The sequence below is a fragment of the Cupriavidus sp. GW823-FHT07A04 genome (genome assembly GCF_058794615.1).
On the sequence record NZ_JBXAHA010000007.1, the window covers coordinates 221,407 to 242,521 of the forward strand.

General features: G+C 53.0%; 18 protein-coding genes and 1 pseudogene. All 19 read right to left on the reverse strand.

Annotated elements, in window-relative coordinates; translation table 11 throughout:
- Positions 1–492: 492 nt before the first annotated feature.
- Positions 493–723 (reverse strand): response regulator transcription factor, encoded by a 231-nt coding sequence (locus AC1Q7Q_RS14385; RefSeq protein ID WP_492387183.1) that lies wholly within the window; start codon positions 721–723, stop codon positions 493–495.
- 66 nt (positions 724–789) lie between these two features.
- Positions 790–990: pseudogene (locus AC1Q7Q_RS14390) on the reverse strand (response regulator transcription factor); the annotation flags it as partial.
- 914 nt (positions 991–1,904) lie between these two features.
- A complete protein-coding gene (locus tag AC1Q7Q_RS14395; protein ID WP_492372914.1) occupies positions 1,905–2,561 on the reverse strand; it encodes a phosphatase PAP2 family protein in 657 nt (218 codons plus the stop codon).
- An 81-nt stretch (positions 2,562–2,642) separates the two neighbouring features.
- The gene (locus AC1Q7Q_RS14400) at positions 2,643–3,821 is read right to left on the reverse strand and encodes a DegT/DnrJ/EryC1/StrS family aminotransferase (protein ID WP_492372915.1); all 1,179 of its coding nucleotides are present in this window, start codon (positions 3,819–3,821) and stop codon (positions 2,643–2,645) included.
- Between the two features lie 11 nt (positions 3,822–3,832).
- A complete protein-coding gene (locus AC1Q7Q_RS14405) occupies positions 3,833–4,483 on the reverse strand; it encodes an acetyltransferase (RefSeq protein WP_492372916.1) in 651 nt (216 codons plus the stop codon).
- A 3-nt stretch (positions 4,484–4,486) separates the two neighbouring features.
- The gene (locus tag AC1Q7Q_RS14410; protein WP_492372917.1) at positions 4,487–5,095 is read right to left on the reverse strand and encodes a sugar transferase; all 609 of its coding nucleotides are present in this window, start codon (positions 5,093–5,095) and stop codon (positions 4,487–4,489) included.
- Complete coding sequence (locus AC1Q7Q_RS14415; RefSeq protein ID WP_492387175.1) at positions 5,092–6,327, reverse strand: glycosyltransferase family 4 protein; 1,236 nt, start codon at positions 6,325–6,327, stop codon at positions 5,092–5,094. Before AC1Q7Q_RS14415 ends, AC1Q7Q_RS14410 begins: the two co-directional genes overlap by 4 nt.
- A 3-nt stretch (positions 6,328–6,330) precedes the next feature.
- Positions 6,331–7,461, reverse strand: coding sequence for a non-hydrolyzing UDP-N-acetylglucosamine 2-epimerase (wecB, locus tag AC1Q7Q_RS14420; RefSeq protein WP_492376315.1), 1,131 nt, complete (start codon positions 7,459–7,461; stop codon positions 6,331–6,333).
- 11 nt (positions 7,462–7,472) lie between these two features.
- Positions 7,473–8,600, reverse strand: a complete 1,128-nt coding sequence (gene wbjC, locus AC1Q7Q_RS14425; RefSeq protein WP_492376316.1) for a UDP-2-acetamido-2,6-beta-L-arabino-hexul-4-ose reductase — start codon at positions 8,598–8,600, stop codon at positions 7,473–7,475.
- Between the two features lie 4 nt (positions 8,601–8,604).
- Positions 8,605–9,648 (reverse strand): polysaccharide biosynthesis protein, encoded by a 1,044-nt coding sequence (locus tag AC1Q7Q_RS14430; protein WP_492376317.1) that lies wholly within the window; start codon positions 9,646–9,648, stop codon positions 8,605–8,607.
- A 137-nt stretch (positions 9,649–9,785) separates the two neighbouring features.
- Positions 9,786–11,024, reverse strand: a complete 1,239-nt coding sequence (locus AC1Q7Q_RS14435) for a glycosyltransferase family 4 protein (RefSeq protein WP_492376318.1) — start codon at positions 11,022–11,024, stop codon at positions 9,786–9,788.
- A gap of 87 nt (positions 11,025–11,111) precedes the next feature.
- Positions 11,112–12,314, reverse strand: a complete 1,203-nt coding sequence (locus AC1Q7Q_RS14440; protein ID WP_492376319.1) for a glycosyltransferase family protein — start codon at positions 12,312–12,314, stop codon at positions 11,112–11,114.
- A gap of 87 nt (positions 12,315–12,401) precedes the next feature.
- Complete coding sequence (locus AC1Q7Q_RS14445; RefSeq protein WP_492376320.1) at positions 12,402–13,646, reverse strand: hypothetical protein; 1,245 nt, start codon at positions 13,644–13,646, stop codon at positions 12,402–12,404.
- A 63-nt stretch (positions 13,647–13,709) separates the two neighbouring features.
- On the reverse strand, positions 13,710–14,306 hold the full coding sequence (locus AC1Q7Q_RS14450; protein ID WP_492376321.1) for a DapH/DapD/GlmU-related protein: 597 nt from the start codon (positions 14,304–14,306) through the stop codon (positions 13,710–13,712).
- Entirely contained in the window at positions 14,303–15,685 is a 1,383-nt protein-coding gene (locus AC1Q7Q_RS14455) for a lipopolysaccharide biosynthesis protein (RefSeq protein ID WP_492376322.1), read from the reverse strand. Before AC1Q7Q_RS14455 ends, AC1Q7Q_RS14450 begins: the two co-directional genes overlap by 4 nt.
- A gap of 71 nt (positions 15,686–15,756) precedes the next feature.
- Positions 15,757–17,034: a Vi polysaccharide biosynthesis UDP-N-acetylglucosamine C-6 dehydrogenase TviB gene (gene tviB, locus AC1Q7Q_RS14460; RefSeq protein WP_492376330.1), complete on the reverse strand. Its 1,278-nt coding sequence runs from the start codon at positions 17,032–17,034 to the stop codon at positions 15,757–15,759.
- A 101-nt stretch (positions 17,035–17,135) separates the two neighbouring features.
- Positions 17,136–19,376, reverse strand: a complete 2,241-nt coding sequence (locus AC1Q7Q_RS14465) for a polysaccharide biosynthesis tyrosine autokinase (RefSeq protein WP_492387176.1) — start codon at positions 19,374–19,376, stop codon at positions 17,136–17,138.
- Positions 19,377–19,396: 20 nt separating this feature from the next.
- Positions 19,397–19,834, reverse strand: a complete 438-nt coding sequence (locus AC1Q7Q_RS14470; RefSeq protein ID WP_492376324.1) for a low molecular weight protein-tyrosine-phosphatase — start codon at positions 19,832–19,834, stop codon at positions 19,397–19,399.
- On the reverse strand, positions 19,831–20,970 hold the full coding sequence (locus tag AC1Q7Q_RS14475) for a polysaccharide biosynthesis/export family protein (protein WP_492376325.1): 1,140 nt from the start codon (positions 20,968–20,970) through the stop codon (positions 19,831–19,833). Before AC1Q7Q_RS14475 ends, AC1Q7Q_RS14470 begins: the two co-directional genes overlap by 4 nt.
- Positions 20,971–21,115 lie beyond the last annotated feature (145 nt).

The following is a 21,115-nucleotide window of genomic DNA, read 5'->3' on the forward strand; positions in this document are numbered from 1 at the left end:
ATCGACAATTTCGTGAAAATCTATTTTTCAGATCCCTCCTGATGGGGGATTCCTATTTTGTTGCGGCAATGGACCCTTCCTGGAAACGTGAGCTGTTGCGGCCTGTGTATACGCAAGGCTACTGAGGCTACAGTACGGCAACAATCGGGGGCCAAGAGGATTGCGGGGACGTGGTCAATCAGCGCCGAATTCTGCAACGCAAGATCCGCCACCAGAGAAAGCAGGCTTTCCTGAATGCCCGCAGCCATGCGGGCCAATTACTCAAGGCAGTTGCCATGTTTCATGAGCATTAGGGCGTGGCGTTGCCCGGCTCTGACGGCGGTGAGTTCCAAGGGATTTCGCGTTTGGTGCGGTCGTAAGCGCTGTATTGCGCCTCGACCGGCATGCGGTGACAGCATACGCCACCGGCAATGACACGCAGCAGTCAGCGGATACTGAACCCAACTGCACATAGCACCGCATTCCCGGGAGGCACAGGACAACGGTAGTGGACTACAAATAGCCGAGCGCCGGAACTACCGCCAGGGACGCCTCTCTCAGCCGTTCTATGTGCAGCATTGCCTGCATGCGGGTACGCACATTGAGCCGCCGCAGGATTTCGGAGACGTGTTCCTTTACGGTGTTCTCCGTCAACCCCAGGCGACGCGCGATGAGCTTGTTGGGCAGGCCCTCCCCAATCAGCATCCACACCGTGAACTGGCGTGGCGTGAGGCCCGGGAGCATTGCCGCATGCAACTCACCCTGCCCCGGGCCGCCGGCGCCATGCGCCCAGGCATCCGCAGCGCGCGCCGCACTCCCGCTCAAGCGCAGCGCTGCCTGCATGCGGGTGCTCACCCCTAGCCGCTGCAGGATGGCAGAGACATGCTCTTTCACCGTGTTCTCCGTTAGCCCCAGACGGCGAGCAATCAGCTTGTTGGACAGGCCTTCGCCAATCAGCGTCAGGACCGCATCCTGCCGTGCCGTCAGGCCCAGCTGAGCGACAGCTTCCGGTGGCATCGCCTGCCTCGCGTCAGGCCGGTTCGTCGAAGGCAGCCTCGCGGCATTGTCTTCCGGGGTCATCCAGGATTCGAGCTGAAGCGCCGGCGCGGGCCTGAGCCGATGCGAATCGGATTTCCCCCGCAGCGCATGAGACCAATCAAAACGCGGAGACATGAACACCCCATCCCTCTCCGCAACGTTCTTAATACAGCCCTCGAGCGGGGAACGGATGGGGGTTCCGGACTGATCCGTGTAACCCAGGCGAGAAAGCTTCTTGCCCCTGATACCGCAAAACGGATTCTCGATTTCCCGATAAAGGGTCCAGCTTAGCTGACCAGGAACGCGCGAACGCGCCCGCTGCATATTACTGCCGGGAGGCTGATTTACCGCTTGCACGGCATACGCGTTGGCACGCGTGGCCCGCTCGATCTCCACGGCCGCACGCAAGGCCTCCAGCCGAGCCGCGGGAAGCCGGGCCACCGCTGTCAGCAGTTGTTCAAACTCTGTCGCCGCATCGGGAGCGCATGACTGCAAAAGAAACGACGTCGGCATAAACGAAAGAACTCGCCATAGGATTTCGGGGATCTCGCCTACCCGAAGATAGCGAGGGCCACCGTTAGATCGAAGCAGCCGAACTTCTCTTTTTAGGCTGGCGGGATATACGGAGACAAATGAGATTAGTCCGACCACCATTGCGGACCGGGGCAATCTTAGATTAATCCTGCGCTGATTGCCAGACTCCTGGCCGAGTCCTCTTCGCCACGCAGCACTTAGGGGAACAGGCGTGCCATGAGGAAAATAGGCAACGGTAACAACAGGACTTACGCGAAGGAGAATACGGAAAATGCACGAACGCGCATCACAGGCGAGATACCCCATGTCTGCGCAAAGGGAGCCACCCGCGCGGCAACAACGCGCCCAATGGCTCAAGAAAGACTACGCAGCCGCACAGATACCCGCCGCGTGCCACTGACTGGATCCGTAGATATCTGCCGCGTATATTGCTCGGTAGCGCCGAACCAGATCGCCGCGCGTTGCCAAAGCGCCGCCTTGGTCGGATTGACCGTGCTGTGCATATCGACCAGCAGCACCACCGCAGCTGGCAACACGACGAGCAAGGACAGATGCGCCGGCCGCAAGTTCGGCTGCCAGCGCAGATACGTGCAGACCACCGCCGCACCGACCGCCATGCCAGCCAGCGTCTCAGACAGCGTGTGATAGTTGCCGGCCAACAACGTTACCGCCATGAACATCGACGCCGCCAGCCCCAGCAGGAATCCCCATCGCGCGGCTCGCGGCCCCAGCGCGGAAAAGAGCAGCATGAACAGAAGCGGATAGATTGCCGTGGTCTGCATGGCATGGCTGCTGATGCTGTAAAAGCCCAGCGCCGGCAGGCACCACCCACCAAGGTCAAACGCTAGCTTTCCCGCAACAATCACGGCAAGGCCGGCGCCGAAGCAAGCCATCCAACGCACAGCGCGTGCCCGATGCCCGCCCAGCAGCAGGGCGATGGCGATGGAAGCAGAAAGAGGCAACGTCCACGAGCTATCACCAAAAGGGATGACGAGAGGCCACAGCGTCATAGCCCGCCGCCTTCGCAATCAATCCCCCGATCCTTCCTGCAAGCAACAAGCACCATCCCCACCTTCACACGCTCTCCTTCGTCAAGCTCGCGTAGCCCGTTCCAACACCGCGCGAGCCGCGTGCGCGGTCCGCCCAATCTCCGCCTCAGTTAAGGTCGGATGCACAAGGAACAACAAGCTGGTTTCGCCCAGTTCTTTGGCCACCGGCAATCGCTCGGCCGGTCGCCATCCCGTATCGTCAAACGCCTTCTCCAGATACACCTCGGAGCAGGACCCCGAATAGCATGGAATCCCAGCGGCATTGATCTCTGCCATGATTCTGTCCCGATCCCAGCCCGCAGCCAACGCCTCGGGCCGCACGAACGCATAGAACTTGTACCAGGCATGCTCCACGCCAACCGGCGGCAAAGGCACCCGCAGCGCCTTGCACGGCTTAAGCGCCTCAACCAGCGCCATCGCATTCGTCGCGCGCCGTGCGGTCCAGTCCGCCATGCGCTTCAGTTGAATACGACCGATAGCCGCCTGCATCTCCAGCATGCGCCAGTTGGTGCCGAACGACTCGTGCAGCCAGCGGAAACCGGGCGGATGATCCCGCTCGTATACCGCCTCGTAACTCTTGCCATGATCCTTGTAGGCCCACATCCGCGCCCACAGATCACGGTCGTTGGTGGTAACCATCCCCCCCTCGCCGCCCGTGGTCATGATCTTGTCCTGGCAGAAAGACCAGGCCCCGATGTCACCAACGGAACCGACGGCCCGCCCTTTATAGACAGCCCCGTGCGCTTGGGCACAATCCTCGATCACCGCAAGGCCATGCTCTTTGGCCAGTGCCATAATCGGATCCATATCGCAGGGCCAGCCGGCCAGATGCACGCAGATGATGGCCTTGGTGCGGGGAGTCAGCACCGCGCGCACGGTCTCGGCGGTAATGTTCTGATCCTCTCGATCGACGTCCGCAAAGACTGGCGTCGCGCCGGCCAGTACGATACTAGAGACTGAAGCCAGGAAGGTGCGAGAGGTAACAATCACTTCGTGGCCGGCGCCGATGTCCAGGGCCTTTAAGGCAACATCGAGAGCAAGCGTGCCATTTGCCAATGCCACGGCGTGATCCACGCCAACCCACGCGGCGAATTCGCGTTCGAACTCGCGGCCTTCAGTGCCGGTCCAATAGTTGACTTTGTTGGAGGCCAGCACGTTCTGCACGCTTGCCATCTCTTCGGGCGTAAAGCTCGGCCAGGGAGAAAATCCAGTGTTTAGCATCTTGGCTCCTCTTACTTGACAAACGGGCGCGCTGGATTGCCCACCACCGTCACGCCAGCAGGCACATCCCGCGTCACTACCGCCCCCATCCCAACAACGGCGCCACGGCCAATGACAAGCGGCGCTCCGGGTTTACCCTGCTTGAGTACTGCGCCAGTGCCGATATACGCATGGTCCTCGACATGCACATTGCCATTGCACTTGACCCCGGGAGCAAACGTCACGTAGTCCCCGACCACGCAATCGTGCGCAACGTACGAATAGATATTGGCGTGGAACTGCCTGCCGATCCGGATATTGCTTGTCAACGTGACGAACGGACAAAGCACCGCCCCGGGGCCGATGGTGACGTCATCCAAGACCACCGCGTTGAATGCACGGATGTCTACGCATTCAACACCATCCCGTTCCGCACGCAGCGCTAGTCTCTCGCGCACTTGGCTGGCCGCGATAGCGAAGCTCATTTGCTTATCGCCAGCCGGCTCTTCCAGGAACTGCGAATACGACAGGACCCGATGACCATTGCTTATTGGTGCGTTGTCACCATCGTCCACAAACACCAACTCAAACGGACTGCCTCCAGCGGCCGTCAGCTGGGCCCGCGCCAGCGGCATAACTTCACGCCCAAATCCACTGGCGCCATAGATTCCAACTAGCTTCATCGCTTACTCCTTCTGTTCGTTGACCGTGACGCCAGTGAATCGTGCCATCGTGGCCTCACCTGCTGCGTTGACCCCATCACGCACCAGCACCTTCTTGACAGTCAAAGCCAGGATCTTCAGATCCAGCCAAATCGTACGATGCTCTACGTACCAAACATCCAACGCGAACTTCTCTTCCCAAGACAGCGCATTGCGGCCGTTGATTTGCGCCCAACCCGTGATACCGGGGCGAACCTCATGGCGGCGGGCCTGCGCCGTGGTGTACAGGGGCAAGTAGTCCATCAATAGAGGGCGCGGGCCCACCAGACTCATATCGCCCTTGAGTACGTTCCACAGTTCGGGGAGTTCGTCCAGGCTGGTGGAACGAAGGAAGCGGCCGAAGGGGGTCAGGCGCTCCGCGTCCGAAAGCAACTCGCCATCCGGGCCGCGTGCGTCGGTCATGGTGCGGAACTTAATCATCTGGAATGGCTTCCCGTGCAGGCCTGGCCGCACCTGTTGAAAAAAAACAGGGCTGCCGAGCTTCTTCCGCACCTGCCTTATCAGGATCAGAAGCGGAATGCCCAGAACGAGCAAGGCTATGACAGCGAATAGGATGTCGATAACACGTTTCATCTTGATTGATTATTTGACGCCAACCGCCGGAAAATAGCCCCGAAGCTGGCGACACCTACGGCCAGTGCGAGGTGATTCTGGTAAAAACGCCTCGCCCCTTCCCCCATCCGTTGCAAGTCCTCAGGCGATAGGGAGGCCAGCAATTCCGCAGCAGTCGAAAGGGCTTCAGGGTTCTCGGATTCGGTAGCCACCCCCCCCCCCGATCGCATGACCAGATCGCCAGCATCCCCATCCACCGCCATTAAAAGCGGCTTCCCCACTGTCATGTAAGCCTGCGTCTTCGACGGGATCGTTATCCGGAATAGTGGGTCCTTCCGAAGGTGTACGAGCAAGGCGTCGGCAGCGTTGAGCACAGTTCCCACCTCGGCCATTGGTACCGGCGGCAAGAACATGACATTCCGCAATTGCCGCTCAGTAGCCAGAGCCTTCAGCCTGTCTACCTCGACTCCACCACCCAGCATGACAAAATACACGCGCGATTCCCGTGCCTGCAACAAAGCGGCGGCATCCAGCACTGAATCAAGCGCTTGCGCCTTACCCATGTTGCCAGCGAAGAGGATGCGGAACCGTTCTCCGCCGGGAAATCCATCCGGCAGCCTGCCAGCTGGCGCGGCCAACGCGGCCTCGTCGGCCCAGTTGTAGATCACATCAACCTTCGCGGCAGGCACGCCACGCTGCACGAGAAGTTGCTTGAAGCCGGGCGACAACACTACGATATGATCCACTCGTCGATACACCCACTCGCAAACGCGAGCCACGATGTTCAACGCCCTCTCGTTCCTGACCATGCCAGTAGCTCGCAGCGTATCCGGCCACATATCCTGAATGTCATATACAACCGGAATGCGGCGAAACAGCCGAATCAGGCTAGCGGCGATCCCCACTGTCAAAGGCGGATGATAGGCATAGATGACGTCGGCTCTTTTAGCCATGAATAGCCCGTAGAGGAGAGACGACGCCGCAAAACTGACATAGTTCAACACGCGCTTGACAGCCGATTGATCGTGATTGGGATACAGAGGGACCCGTGTCACCTGAACGCCGTCGATCATCTCACGCTGCAGCGGCTTAATTCGATAGCCGGGGTACATCTTTCCGCTCGGATAGTTTGGAAATCCCGTGAGCACCTCAACATTAAAGCCCTGACGGACCAATTCCCGGGCAAACACCATGCCTTTGAAAGTCGGCTCAGGGTCAAACCACTGCGTCAGCAATAAGATCCGAGTGGCCATGCGTCAGTACTTCTTCCACACCACGCGGTTCACGTAGTCGGTGTAGCTGTGAAGGATGCGCAGCACTTTGTCGGAAACGTTTGGCATACTGTAGTCAGCGACCTGGCGCAGAAGCCGACTCTCACCGCGAGGCTGGTCCGCCAGAATCTCAATGCCCTGCAGAACCCGCTCTGCCTCTAGACCGACCATCATCACGGCAGCTTCCTCCATACCCTCCGGGCGCTCATGTGCCTCGCGCAGGTTCAACGCTGGGAAATTCAAGATGGAGGACTCTTCGTTGATGGTGCCGCTATCGGATAGCACCACCTTCGCGGCAACCTGCAGCTTGTTGTAGTCCGTGAAGCCAAGCGGCTTTAGCAGTTGCACGTTCGGATGAAACTTCGCGCCGATGACATCCACTCGCTTTTGCGTCCGAGGATGCGTCGAAACAATCACCGGAAGGTCGTAGCGCTCCGCTACAGCGTTGAGCACATTCACCAATTTGCCAAAATTCGCATCGGAATCGATGTTCTCCTCTCGATGCGTGCTCACCACAAAGAACTGCCCTTCCATCACCTCCAGGCGGCCCAGTACGTCTGACGAATCAATCCGCGACCGATAGTGCTCCAGCACTTCGGCCATGGGGCTACCAGTCTTGATCACCATCTCGGGCGGCAAGCCCTCGCGAAGCAAATACTCGCGCGCGATCGAACTGTAAGTGAGGTTGATATCAGCAGTGTGGTCAACAATTCGCCGGTTGATCTCCTCAGGCACCCGCTGATCGAAGCAGCGATTTCCTGCCTCCATGTGGAATACGGGGATCTTGCGTCGCTTTGCCGGTAGCACCGCCATGCAGCTATTCGTATCGCCAAGAACCAACATGGCATCCGGCTCCTCGGCTGCCAGCACACTATCCACAGCAATGATGATTCTGCCAATCGTCTCTGCTGCGCTGCCGCCCGCAGCATTCAGAAAATGGTCAGGCTTTCGAATACCCAAATCATCAAAAAATATCTGGTTGAGTTCGTAGTCGTAGTTTTGCCCAGTATGCACCAATATATGATCGCAATACTCATCAAGTCGCGCCAGGACGCGCGAGAGGCGAATGATCTCCGGCCGTGTGCCGACCACGGTCATAACTTTGAGCTTATTCATAGCGTTCCTGCTTACAGCTGACAAGCAAAGGTGTCTGGCCGAGCACGATCAAATACTTCGTTGGCCCAGAGCATGACAATCATCTCTTCGGTCCCAATATTAGTGATGTCGTGCGTCCAACCAGGCACAGTCTCTACAATCTCTGGTTTCTCGCCTGAGGTAATCAGCTCATGAGCTTGACCAGTCTGCATATGGCGGAACTTGAACCGCGCCTGACCTTTGATTACAAGGAACTTCTCCGTCTTGGTGTGATGATAATGCCCACCGCGCGTGATCCCGGGATGCGCTGTAAAGTAGGAAAACTGCCCGGAGTCCGGAGTCTTGAGCATTTCCACAAAGACACCTCTGGCATCCGCGTACTGGGGCACAGAGTATGCAATGGACTCTACTGGCAAGTAGCTAACATAAGTGGAGTAAAGCGCACGAAGCAGTCCCTCACCGACGCGCTCTGTCAGCAAAGTCGCGCGGCTATCCCTAAAGGATTGAATTTTCCTAGCGAGCTCTCCCACTGAAATTGTGTACTGCGGCGCAATTATCTCAAGACCTTCAACGAGGTGGGGCGAGTCCGCGCAATCCATCAATCGAACAAATTTCTCAATAACGTCATCTACATAGACCAGCGTAATAACCGCTGCAGGATCTCTAATTTCGATGGGCAAATCGCGTGCTATGTTGTGGCAGAACGTTGCCACGGCTGAATTGTAGTTAGGCCTACACCATTTCCCAAACACATTGGGTAACCGGAAGATGTGCACGGGGACTTGATGACTGTTTGCGAGATGTCGCAAGACCACCTCTGCCGCCCGTTTGCTATCACCGTAGGGATTATCTTGATCCGCTTGAACAGACGAGCTATAGATGACCGGGATCGCCCTTCCGGTCCTCCCTGCAACAGCGGCCACCGAACTGCAAAGTGCAACGGTGAGATCCACATTCCCCGCAAGGAAGTCTCGCGGATCCTCTGGTCGATTCACACCTGCTAGGTGAAACACAAAATCCGAATTCTCGACCAACTCAGGGAGGCTCTCCAAACTATCCGCACGCGTGAACGAAACGACATGCAAATCGCTGCGTTCCGCGAGCTTCAAAAGCAAGTTCTTTCCGAGAAAGCCGCCTGCTCCGGTGATCAGGACCCGCATGATATCAATCCTCCGCCACTGCGTGTTCTCCACGCGAGATACGCTGCATGAAGTCGAGTTTCAGCAACAGTGCTTTCATCTCCTCAACGTCCAGGCGAGTTGTGTTATGCGAGTTGTAGTCCTCGCCATGGGTGCTCTTTGTAATCCGTCTCTCGCCTTCCTCCACGAATTTCGCGTAATTCAGATCACGGCCATCGGGCGGAACTCTAAAATACTCACCGCGGTCTTCCGCGCAGGCCATCTCCTCCCGACTAAGAAGCGCCTCGTAAAGCTTCTCCCCATGACGTGTTCCGATCTCACGAATCTTATGATCGGGCTTTCCCATAAGATCAAGAATGGCCTGCGCTAGAACCTGTACAGTAGCCGCAGGCGCCTTTTGCACGAAGATGTCACCATTATTTCCATGTGCGAACGCATATAGAACGAGTTCCACCGCGTCGCTAAGCGTCATCATGAAGCGAGTCATGCCAGGATCGGTCACGGTAATAGGCTTACCTGCCAAGACCTGCTCAACGAAGAGAGGAATGACTGACCCTCGAGATGCCATCACGTTGCCATAACGCGTGCCACAGATAACAGTGCCTGTACCTTCAAGATTGCGACTGGCGGCGACCATTACTTTTTCCATCATCGCCTTGCTAATCCCCATCGCATTGATAGGGTATACCGCTTTATCGGTACTAAGACAGACGACCCGCTTAACACCAGCATTTACGGCCGCCTCGATGACGTTCTCAGTTCCTATCACATTGGTACCAAGCGCTTGCATTGGGTGAAATTCACAAGACGGTACCTGCTTTAACGCTGCAGCATGAAAGACATAATCGACTCCGCGCATAGCGGCAGTCACACTGCGCATATCGCGCACATCACCTAGATAAAATTTAATCTTTGGATGATTATATCTTTTTCTCATATCATCCTGCTTCTTCTCATCACGACTTAGTATTCTTATCTCACCCAAATTTGAATCGATAAATCGTCTTAACACTGCATTTCCGAAAGATCCCGTTCCGCCCGTTATCAGAAGTGTCTTTTCATCGAACATTTTAATGAGTTCCAATCAATAATTCAAAACAAATAATTTCGATCAATACTTAGCAACAAAAATCGGCTCTCTGACACGGATAAGATCTCTCGGCACCACACTGCCTGGCCCGAACCCGCATGAAATCCATGCCTCATTCAAATCACCCAGGCATCTGACCCAATAGCGTTTTTGAATAATTTAATATTTGCATTCCGCACATCAGAATTGGAAGCAATCCTTTCCGCATAACTCTTTGCACGAGCTTGCGCTAGCTCGAACATCTCGGAATTCCAGCGGCTTATGTCCTCAATTGCCCGAACAAACGAATCTCCGTCGGAAAGCGGAAAAGACCATCCAACACCGTGTTCTTCAAGCCCACACCAAGGTGTTTCATTACTGATTAGAACGGAAGTTCCAGCACGTAGCGCTTCGTATATAACGTGCCCGAAGTTCTCCCCTCTAGTTGGCAAGAAAAACAAGTCGTACTGAGCCAAGACCTGCACCACGTCCTTGTGCTCCACACTGCCGCACACGGCGACCTTTATGTTTTGTGGTAGAAGAGCAATTAGTCTCTGACATTCGGTCCAGTACGCCGCATCCTCTTGCGGGCCATAGATATCGAACCGAACTGGCACTCCCACTTTCGACAGGACCGTCAGCGCATAATCCAAGTTCTTCATAGGCACTATTCGAGAGAGAAAGCATATCCGCAATCCGCTCCTCTCATTTTCCCTCCGGTCAGATGGGAACTTCGGTGCAAAAGGCAGCGACTCTAGGCTCGTCACACTACTTTCATCGAAACTTGCTGGCCCCATGGCAAAATCAGATGCGACAAGCACCCGTCGCGGTTCGAATTTCTCACTTCCACCAAGCACTCTAAAAATGTCACGTGCCTCACTGTCGCTGGATGCTTGCCAATATCCATTTCCAAATATACGCAATTTCTTCAAAACCGCAATGTAAGGCGCTTTCTTCCATCTCTTTATGACCAAGGCCCCTCGGGAGAACTCCCCACGAGGCGCGACGATCAACGGCTTTGAAGGCGAGATACGAATATATCTAGCAATTAAAGGCTTTAATGTAAAAACTGGATCAAAAAAACTATTAAGATACAGAACATCATGAGGTGTATCCCTAATTATCTTAGCGATACCAGACAACGAACATGATGCTGGGCTTAAATAAATTACATCAGCATTTCCGACCCGACTCCATTCGTCTACCTTGATACTCTCGAATGGCACGACATCACCCAAATCTCGATCAGTGGCAACTATTTTAAAAATGAAATCCTCATGAAGCTGTTCAACCAGGTTTGCAATTGTTCGAATAGGCCCACCAGCCCTGAAACCTGGCAGATAGTAATGTATAAAAATAAGTATCACCGGTTTCATTCGACGCCTCAAATTACCCGATTAAAACGAAAACACACACGAGAATGATAATATTCAGGATCACATCAGATCACGAACCTCATGTATTTATTCCTTCCCACAAATAGCCGACGTAATTACCGACCTCAAATCCTCTGTCAATTTTTCGAATTCATATTTCTCAACCTTTGGGTATCGCGACACAGCCATCGGAAATATCTTCCTCTCGTTCTCCAGCAGCCAAAATCCCGTTCTATCCAAGAAATCCCGATGAAAGGAATATGTGCCTTCAAATTCTTTGAGAAGATCTGTTGTCGATCCAGATTCCCCAAAATAAGCAATGGGTCGATCTGAGCCTAAGTACGCATATGCCTTCAAAGGAACAGTGCCTGAAGGCTCTCGCTCTCCTGGAGGCATTAGGAGCACAAGGAGATCCGCATTTAGCATTAACTTGGCTGCATCCTCTTGGCTCAACAGTCCGTGATGCACCCAGTTGCCGAAAGCGGATGCACGATCCCAATTCCCAGGGCCGGCGGTGTGAATCTCCCAACGATCGGCGAGCCCGGCCTCTTTAATCGAGGTCGCTATTCTGGAAATAGCATCCACCGCAAAGCCGTCATATGCCGATCCAGAATAGATCAACTGCTTCACAGTTTTCTCGCCAGCCACCAGACTTTCATCGTCGAGCCGTCTCTGAATATCACTTAAATCAAATCCATTCGTTATACACGATATTTTTTTTGCATAAATCGAATGTCTAGCCGAAAATCTTTTTCCCACAATATCTGTGTTGACTACAACCGCCGCAGCATCCCTCAAAACCAATCGCTCAATAGAATACGCACTCTTTTTATGAATCGGCGTTCGCCACTTTATTCTGTGATTTGTAACACAGTCATCTCTGAAATCGGCAACAAAAGGAATCTTAAACTTCGACGTGATGTAAGGACCCGCCATCTGGAGGCCATGAGGCGGACTACTCAGATAGACTATTTCAGATTCTGAGATAGCCTTTACTACTCGATTTTGCCGTAGAGCTCGACGAGCCCATCTCGCCCCGATATCAGGAATGGCCACGGCCCGGACAAATATTTTCCCCATAAAGCCGCGCATTTCATGATCCACGTCGGGCACCACGATGACGTCGACCCCCTGGGCAGCGCAATAGTCTCTGAACTTTTCATCGACAAATGCGCAAATCACTTTAATGTGATCCAATCCCGCAGAAAGATACCTAACGAACTTTCTAGTCCGATAAGATCCAGCCAACGATTTTTCGCGCAAATCATATGCAAAAATTGTGATATTCATATCAAATCAAAATTCAAATATCTATATATTCGATGCGGAAATTTTTCATGGAAGATCCGCGACGGGCAACTGCGACCGTAGTACCCCTCACCCGTGTCCGGAATATGGTTCTCTTCTTCGAAGGAATACCTTCCCTCCGAAGAAAAGCAAAAAAACGATTACCATATACTGATTACCTGGCATCGTCCCCAAACGAAAATAGAATACGCCGGATGTCATGAACTGAAAATAGAACGACAATGCGAGCAAAAACGTTAATGGATGATATTTTCTTCTGTTCGAAAAAACCACACAGAAGACAATCGCTGTTAATAAAGATAGAGCAACCAGCGATGTCCATCCATACATTGCATAATAATCTTTCAAGAAGGTACCAAACGACCATTCATAAGGGACATATCTGACCACGTCTGCTGCCCCGCCGAGAAGAACGCTCGAAATCAATGGCAACCGCAAATCCAAACCATAAAACGTTGCTTGTGATGCTATTGTCTCCGCAAAAACATAGGGCTGTTGTCCGATATATCCCAGGGTCCCAGACACCAGATTTGATACGTCACCAGATTCAAAGAATCTCTGATAAGAAAAGACACACAAAAAAACAATTGCTACGGCACCGAATACAGTTATCACTCTAAACACTCTCTTTTTTGATTTCTTTTCCATCAAATTTCGGAATAAAAGAAATCCAAAAAGCATCGTGAGCGCAAAGAATATCGCCCCATCTCTGGCTGAGAAACAAATACTAGAGACAAAATACAGTGCCCCGCCAACTAACATCGACGATTTGTAATAAAATCCCATTTTTTTGACAATAGCCATGTAAAACATGACTATGAATATCACGTAAAAACTAGATATTCCAACCGCGAGCGTGGTCAAATAACTGACCGGCAAAACACTGACACTTTCAACGTTGAGGCCATCTCTAACAGTTTTAGCGCCCATCGACATTGCCAGCACTGCATACGGTATTTGATAGGCAAGAGAAAACCAAATCCCCACACTCGCAATGATGTATGTAATTTTCAACGGGCGCGTCGCCCTATCTGAAATATCGTCAAGCTTGTACCCTCTCAGAAAATACACTGGTAAGAGGACCAAAATCGAAAAAAAAGTGTATGCAAAATAATAATAATCTTTGTGCGCCTGAAAATCGAATGTTGGCATTATCTCCTCACCGACGAAGTAAGAAGACAATCCACTAACAATGTATATAAGTACCACCAGCATCAGTGGATTTTCGACACGTTTATAGCGCAATCCACCGAGAGATTTGTGGTGCACCACAAATGCAAAGACAAGTAGCGCTATTATGTGAATATGCAGCATATAACTCATCGCCTTGAAAAAGTGGAAACGCACAACAACATTGCCGCACCCGATTCCCGTATTTCAGCGTCCCTCTTCCCGTACATCAACGCAATTGAGCCTCTTAATAATTTCAGCAGGCACTCCGCCTATGATTACATTACCTTCTGGGAAACTCTTGCTTACCACAGCTCCGGCACCAACAATGGTATTTTCGCCAAGTACGACACCAGGCAAGATGACTGAATTCATCCCCACCCAACAAGCGGCACCAATTTTCACATCACGACCCTGCATATGCTCATCAAGAGCATCCATACGGTGATTAGCAGTAATAATTCCGACATTGGGTGCAATGTAGCAACCCTTTCCTATATAAATATTCCCTGAGAAATTTTGAAAATATGTTCCCGGAGACTGAAAAATATTAAGGTCATCCGGGTCAAAATGAATATTATCCGGATTAGAGATGCGACAGCCCAGTATCGTAGGCCAAGGCATTCCCACCCCAAGCCTCAATACATTATTGAACCAAATTGATTTAATTGCCCAGTAATACCCTATATAGCCCTTGTCAAAATGACGGCCAACCAAATATTTTCTGGAAAAAAACACAGAAAAAATTGATTTTGCTACAGGCCTGCTTATATATCCCAGTTTTTTAATAAAAATGACAATCATGCAGCCACCCGTATAAGAAGTAGCAGACAAGCTACGCCTAGTACTCCCCAAATTACAGTTGTTTTGAGCAGCACCCTAAGCACCCTTAAATGTGCATTAGCTTCCAATGCCGCCGCTTTAGTGAAAATCAAATAGCAAAAAGTATAAAAAACTGCGCCTGAAATGGCATATGCCTCGGAGGCGAATCTGGAGGCAAACTTCAGAGTCAAGATGACAAATCCCACCCTGAGAAGCAGGCCACATGTAGTGAGGAGAAGCATCTCCCGCTGTTTTTCCTTCACATGCATCGCCATGGAAATGGGAGACGCAATAAGTTGAGCAATAAACCACGGCGTCATCCATGCAATAAGAGAACCCGCGCGTTGCCAGCCATCTCCAAACAATATTGGGAAGACTTTATCTGATATGATTCCCGCAAATACAATGGGGCCAACACCGACCTTGATCAGTCCTATTATTATTTTCTCAGTGAAAGTGTTAAGCCTTCCTACTCTATCCTCCGCAACCGCATTCGCAAGATAAACTTGTGAAACTGCTCCTCCAATTAGGCTGACGGGGATTTGCATTGTTTTCATGCTTAACAGCAAATACCCCACCTCACTGCTGACGACGGCACCACCAATGAGGATGATCGGAAGCTGTATTGCGGCTGTGTTTGCCAAGACTTCAAATGAAGAGAATTTCGGATAGCTACTGTATCGCTTCAGGACAGCGATCATCTTTGCTGCGTCCACTTTCCTAAAACTTGAACGATCAAATTTCCATAACTGAAGTCCAACGCTTGTTGTCCCCGTCCCGCTCGAGACGGTCTGCCCTAGTATTAATCCGAATGGCGTACCCGTTATTAGACCGAAAATCAACTGGATAGAAGCGCCAGAGGTAGATTGGATTAGCCTAGTCTTCGCAATTACATGAAACCATTTTTTTCTGACCGCCCAAAACTGTACGATGCTGTACAAACCTGTAGCAAAGACACCGATTGGCAGTATCCAGAGATAGGGAATCAGTTGATTATTCTTCAGTAAACCAAAAAAACTTTTATCGACTAAGATAATAAAACCGGCCGTTAGCAGCGATACAAGCAGCAGCACAATGACAGACAATGCAACCAGGCTCGCCGCATCTTCGTCACGCTCTGCGAGGGGGATCGCAGCCTCCAAACGTAAACATGCAGCGACCGATATTATTCCCAGTAATGCGCTATACACCGCCAAGGCACTGAAATCACTTGGCGTATATATCCTGGTTAGCAACGGCAACGAAAGTACCGTAATTGCCTGCGCGAGGCTCGTTCCTCCCGCCAATACGGTAATTGATCTAACAGTTCTGTTTGATCTTATTTTATTGAACTTCTCTAAGATTGTGCGACTGACGTCCATCGACAGGGATTCCACTAGCTCTTACGCAGGGTGCGGTCACCGCGGTGCGGGTACAAATCGTACTAATTCACCTATAGCCTGGCGTCGACTTCACTCTTCCCAAGTATTCCCTTTACGTCGTAGATTACGCCACGATCGTTTAGAAGATTTCGAAGTGCCTTTGCCCCCAATGTCTTGAACTCGTCGTGGCCTACCGCCACGACCAGAGCATCATATTCTTCCGATTCTTGCATTGTTGACTGAAGCTCGATTCCATATTCTCTTCGCGCTTCTGTCAAATCTGCCCAAGGGTCATAGATCTCGACACGTGCGCCGAATGCGGATAATTCTGCTACTAGATCGATGACACGTGTGTTGCGTAGATCAGGGCAATTTTCCTTAAATGTAAATCCAAGAACGAGTACTCTGGAACCGGAAATCGCATGGCCTTTTTTTATCATGAGCTTTATCACTTCCGAAGCGATGTGCTGGCCCATGGCATCATTGATTCTGCGGCAAGCCAGAAGAATATCCGGATAGTATCCAACTGACTGGGCCTTCTGGATTAGGTAGTAGGGGTCAACTCCGATGCAATGCCCGCCGACCAATCCGGCACGGAATGGCAAGAAATTCCATTTTGTACCTGCGGCCTCAAGGACTTCGGTTGTATCGATACCCAAGCGATGGAAGATCAAAGAAAATTCGTTAATTAACGCAATATTTGCATCACGCTGCGTATTTTCGATGACTTTTGACGCCTCTGCTACTTTAATGCTGCTGGCTTTGTGAGTGCCGGCTTTAATAATCTCTCCGTACAGCTTGTCGACTGTTTCGGCGACCTCTGGTGTGCTGCCGCTAGTCACCTTCTTTATGTCGGCCAGCCGACGCCCCTTGTCACCTGGATTAATTCTCTCCGGGCTATATCCGCAGAAGAAATCCTCATTAAACTTCTTTCCACTGAAATTTTCTAAAACAGGAACGCATACTTCTTCGGTTGCGCCAGGATAGACGGTTGATTCGTAAATAACTATTGCACCGCTCGGTAGAATTCGGCCGACCGCTTCACTGGCTTTGATCAGCGGGGTTAAATCAGGACGCTTCGTATCGTCGACCGGCGTCGGTACCGTGACGATGAAGATCGTGCATTCCTTTATTTCATCCAGATCACTGGTAAAGCTCAGATTTTCCGCCTCCATTAACTCATCAGCGGTTACTTCAAGGGTTCTATCCTGACCAGACTTAAGTTCCTTGATTCTCGATGTATTAATATCATACCCAACCACACGCCTCCTTTTCCCAAACTCAACAGCTAGCGGAAGGCCAACGTAACCAAGGCCGATAACGGCAATTTTATGGTTTATTGATATCATATTTAACCTATTTGAGCTTAGCATCAGTAGACAATAATTTTTGGCTGCAACCCACTCCATCGCAGCTTCCGCTCACTATCTTTTATTGTTACGTGTCTCTATTACCGTTTAGCTTCCTCACCGCTTGCGTATCCGTAATATGCGTAACGATATCTTCCGTATTTTGATCCGTATCCATAGCGATAAGCGCTTGCATCTAGTCCATTAAAGACAACACCATTTACTTCCGCATTGGATTGACGGAGCTGCTTCGCCGACTCCGATACTTCGCCTATGGTTGTTTTTTCAAAGCGAGTGACGAGAAACACTGTGCCGCATCGAGCTGCCAGAATTGCGGTGTCCGATACAGCGAGAACAGGCGGGGTATCGATCAGAATAAGGTCGTAGTGATCACTTACCTCATGTAGCAGCTTCACCATCCGCTCATTGAGTAGCAATTCCGCCGGATTCGGTGGCAACACTCCCGTGCTCAGGAAGTCGAGATTCTCGAAGACACCGCGGTGCACGGCTTCCTCAAAGCTCACTTGCCCTACCAGTACATCAGAGAGCCCGCGCTGCCGCTCTTCGCCAAAATACTGGTTGAGATAGCCCTTACGCATATCCGCGTCCACAAGCAATACGCGCTTTCCGCCCGTGGCCATGACCAGCGCCAGGTTTGCGGAGACGAAGGATTTGCCGACGCCTGGTGTAGGACCAGTCAGCAAAACGCGGTTATTGTCGGCGTCCAGCATGGCGAACTGCAGCGCGGTACGCAGGCTGCGCAGGCTTTCGATAGAGGGATCGTTGGGGTAGCGGTCTGCCAGAAGGAACCGGCCGCGCTTGCGCTGGCGGATCTCCTCACTGAGCACGCCTTGCTGCAACGAGAGTGGCACCGTCGCGTAGACGTTGAGGCCGCTGTGCTGCTCGATATCCTGGGAGTCGGTGATACCGCCATAGAGTGCGTTGCGTACAAAGGCTGCTACCACGCCCAACAGCACGCCAAGGATCGCGGCGAGGGCGATCGTCATACCCTTCTTGGGCTTGATGGGCTCCTCCGGTACGGGGGCATTGTCCAACAGGCGAACGTTGCCGACCTTACCGGCCTTGACCAGTTTGAGTTGCTGCATATTGTTGAGCAGTCCTACGTAGAGGTCATTGTTAACCTGTACGTCGCGCATCAGGCGCAGGGTGTCCTGCTCAACATTGGGGAACGTCTTTAACTTGGAGGCCATGCCACCCACCTTTGTGCCTAGCGTGGCGATCTGCTGGTCGAGGGCTTGGATGCTGGGGTGCGTGGCGGTGAACCGGGTCAGCAGTTCGGTGCGTTTTTGCTTCAGCTCAAGCAGGCTTGTTTCCGCAGTGACGCTTTCCTGCAGAAAGGCCTTGCCTTCTTCGCTCAGGTTGAAGGTATTGCGCTTGTTGCGCATGTCGTTGTACTTGACTTCGGCACGCTCAAGTTCGGCCTTTAGCTGGGGCAGCAGATCGCCGAGGAATACCAGGGATTTCTCAGCTTCGGCTGCCTTGCGCTTAATGTTCTGAGCGACATATTCGTCGCCGATATCGTTGAGGATGCTAGCCGTGAGCTTGGGATCGGTACCGTCAAGCGAGGCACCGATAATGCCGCTCTGCTTGCCTTTCTCGGCAATCTTGAGCTGGTCTTGCAGCTTCTCCAGCGTCTGCAAACGTGAGTTGCGGACCAAGTTGAAAACAATCCCAGGCTTAGCTTTGAGATCCGTCACCAGCAGGCTAAAACTCCCCGCGCTCTGATCAACTTGCAGCAACTCCCCTACGCGGCCTTCCAACGGCTTGTCCAGGCTGTCCTGCTCGACGCGGTAGCGGCCCTCGCCCAGCGCAAACAGCTTGAACTTCACCCCTTCCAGGGACTCTGGCACATCGAATTGATCGACGTTGATGGATTCCCTGGCCCATGCGAATCCGCCGAAGCCCATCAGACCCGGCTCGGAGAGGCCCTTTGCCCGGCTGGCAATCCATGCACCGAAGAACGGCAGGTAATTCGGCTTGGCGGTGATGTACAGATGCAGGTTATCAACAGCCTTGCCCACTACCATGCGCGAACGAAGGATCTCGATCTCAGCAGTCGCCTCCGCTTTTACGTCGAACAAACTAGACACGTCCCCCAGCAGGCTCTTGGCGCTGTTAGGGTTATCTTCCACCTGCACCAGGATGTCTGCCTGATACACAGGTCGAGCGAGGAATGCGTAGGCAACGCCGAGTGCCAGCACCACTGCGGCGACCGTCGCGATAAGCAGACGGCTCGAGAGCAGCACGTCCAGGTATCGGACGAGATCGATCTCGTCATCCGGCGGTCCGGCCACTGCAACTGGAGGAGGATTCTGGTTCATAAGCTCTACTGCGAATTCTGTTAACGGAGGGCCTGGATACGCGGCACCCAAGCTTCCACGCCGCGCTGGATCAACTCCAGCGCGCTATCAAAGGCAGGACGCCCCTCGCGATAGGGATCAGGTACGTCGAACTTGGCGAGTTCGCCAAGCCGGAAGACCCGGCCAGTTGTCGCCGGATGCAGTCGTTGTATCTCCTGCCTTTGCGAGTTGTCCATGACCAGGATCAGGTCGGCCTGCGTGGCGATCGCGCGGTTGAGCTGCCGGGCGCGGTGGCCGGTGATATCCAGATCCAGGTCTTTCATCAGGTCGACTGCATGGGCGTCCGCCGGTTGACCGACCAGTGCGCCGAGCCCTGCCGACACGACGTTGGCCTCAGGCAGGGCTTGCTTTAGCAACGCTTCCGCCATCGGGCTGCGGCAGATATTGCCGATGCACACCACGAGTACGGTCTTGATCATTTCAGTGTGGTGGCGGTGGAGTTGATCAATGAGCCGCTCGGGATCAATTGATTGATCACGCGGCTCCAGCGAACTACACCGGCTGCGTCGACATACACGACGTCTTTCGGCTTCAACTCGAACGATTCCGCCAGCGCCAAAGACACCGGCGACTTTCCGTCCAGGTGGAATATCTGGGCGTCGCCGTCATCGCTTTTGCGAATGACGTAAAGCTCCTTGGCATCGGCTGAGGTCGGATTTACACCGCCGGCTTCGCCGATGGCTTCATTTAGTGTCAGGCGACCATTGCGCGGGAGAACGACGGCGGGGCGCACAACTTCGCCAGTGACAAACACCTTGCTGTCTTCACGTTGTTCTACGCGCACGATGTCGCCGTTTCGCAGCATCACGCGGGTTGGATCAATACCTTGTTGCAACAACGCTGGCAGATTGACGAAGTAGTTCTTCCCGGCACGCGAAATGCGGATGCGGCTGTTGTCACCGGTCAACACATTGACGCCGCCTGCACGGTTGAGCGCTTCAACCAGTGTCATTGGTACATCGTCAATGTTCTGCGGGCCGGGAGTCTTGACTTCGCCATCCAGGTAGACGCGCTTGCTGCGGAAGGCGAGCACGCGCACGGTGACCTGGGGCATGTTGACGACGCTCTTGAGCTTGGTGCTCAGTTCGCCGCGGATCTGGTCCGGCGTTTTGCCGAGAACATTGAGCACGCCCGCATACGGAAACTGGATGGTGCCGGCGGGACTGACTACATAGCCAGGTACGTTGGCCGCGCCGCTGTAGTTGGGGATTTCGTATGCGGAGCCAATCGAGTAGGTCTGCGTAGGAAACACCAGCTCCGGGTGATCCCACACCACGATAGAAAGGATGTCGCCAACGCCAACCGTATAGGCCTCTGGCTCACCAAACAACTCGCTCACTGATGCATTAGTCGGCGTGGCAGCAGCCTTCATAGCCCGCACCAACGCCGGCGTAATCTGCGTGACCTTAGGCACAGACTCAGGATCTTCCGGATCAAGCGGACGCTGCGGATCAAAGCGCATGCCCGGCGCTAGCGCGCAGGATGCCAGCACCGGAATCGTCCCCAGCAACAGCAACGCTCTACGGAAAGACAGAAGGCTTGAAAGCTTGAACACGTCTTGATAGTTCCCTTGATACCCGAAAGTCCGCGCTCCTGGCCGTCTCCTGGCTTGGGATTGCTGCGACGAATCCGCTTGTCCAACATGGCACACGTCGGTGCCTTTCCGCTGCGGTGACCTGCAGCGCGGAGATGAACGTTGC

Coding starts and splice junctions, on each gene's coding strand:
- AC1Q7Q_RS14410 (WP_492372917.1), bottom strand. CDS start 5,095: ATGAAACGTGTTATCGACATCCTATTCGCTGTCATAGCCTTGCTCGTT.
- AC1Q7Q_RS14415 (WP_492387175.1), bottom strand. CDS start 6,327: ATGGCCACTCGGATCTTATTGCTGACGCAGTGGTTTGACCCTGAGCCG.
- AC1Q7Q_RS14450 (WP_492376321.1), bottom strand. CDS start 14,306: ATGATTGTCATTTTTATTAAAAAACTGGGATATATAAGCAGGCCTGTA.
- AC1Q7Q_RS14470 (WP_492376324.1), bottom strand. CDS start 19,834: ATGATCAAGACCGTACTCGTGGTGTGCATCGGCAATATCTGCCGCAGC.
- AC1Q7Q_RS14405 (WP_492372916.1), bottom strand. CDS start 4,483: ATGAAGCTAGTTGGAATCTATGGCGCCAGTGGATTTGGGCGTGAAGTT.
- AC1Q7Q_RS14395 (WP_492372914.1), bottom strand. CDS start 2,561: ATGACGCTGTGGCCTCTCGTCATCCCTTTTGGTGATAGCTCGTGGACG.
- tviB (WP_492376330.1), bottom strand. CDS start 17,034: ATGATATCAATAAACCATAAAATTGCCGTTATCGGCCTTGGTTACGTT.
- wbjC (WP_492376316.1), bottom strand. CDS start 8,600: ATGCGGGTCCTGATCACCGGAGCAGGCGGCTTTCTCGGAAAGAACTTG.
- wecB (WP_492376315.1), bottom strand. CDS start 7,461: ATGAATAAGCTCAAAGTTATGACCGTGGTCGGCACACGGCCGGAGATC.
- AC1Q7Q_RS14385 (WP_492387183.1), bottom strand. CDS start 723: ATGCTCCCGGGCCTCACGCCACGCCAGTTCACGGTGTGGATGCTGATT.
- AC1Q7Q_RS14400 (WP_492372915.1), bottom strand. CDS start 3,821: ATGCTAAACACTGGATTTTCTCCCTGGCCGAGCTTTACGCCCGAAGAG.
- AC1Q7Q_RS14435 (WP_492376318.1), bottom strand. CDS start 11,024: ATGAAACCGGTGATACTTATTTTTATACATTACTATCTGCCAGGTTTC.
- AC1Q7Q_RS14445 (WP_492376320.1), bottom strand. CDS start 13,646: ATGCTGCATATTCACATAATAGCGCTACTTGTCTTTGCATTTGTGGTG.
- AC1Q7Q_RS14440 (WP_492376319.1), bottom strand. CDS start 12,314: ATGAATATCACAATTTTTGCATATGATTTGCGCGAAAAATCGTTGGCT.
- AC1Q7Q_RS14455 (WP_492376322.1), bottom strand. CDS start 15,685: ATGGACGTCAGTCGCACAATCTTAGAGAAGTTCAATAAAATAAGATCA.
- AC1Q7Q_RS14465 (WP_492387176.1), bottom strand. CDS start 19,376: ATGAACCAGAATCCTCCTCCAGTTGCAGTGGCCGGACCGCCGGATGAC.
- AC1Q7Q_RS14430 (WP_492376317.1), bottom strand. CDS start 9,648: ATGTTCGATGAAAAGACACTTCTGATAACGGGCGGAACGGGATCTTTC.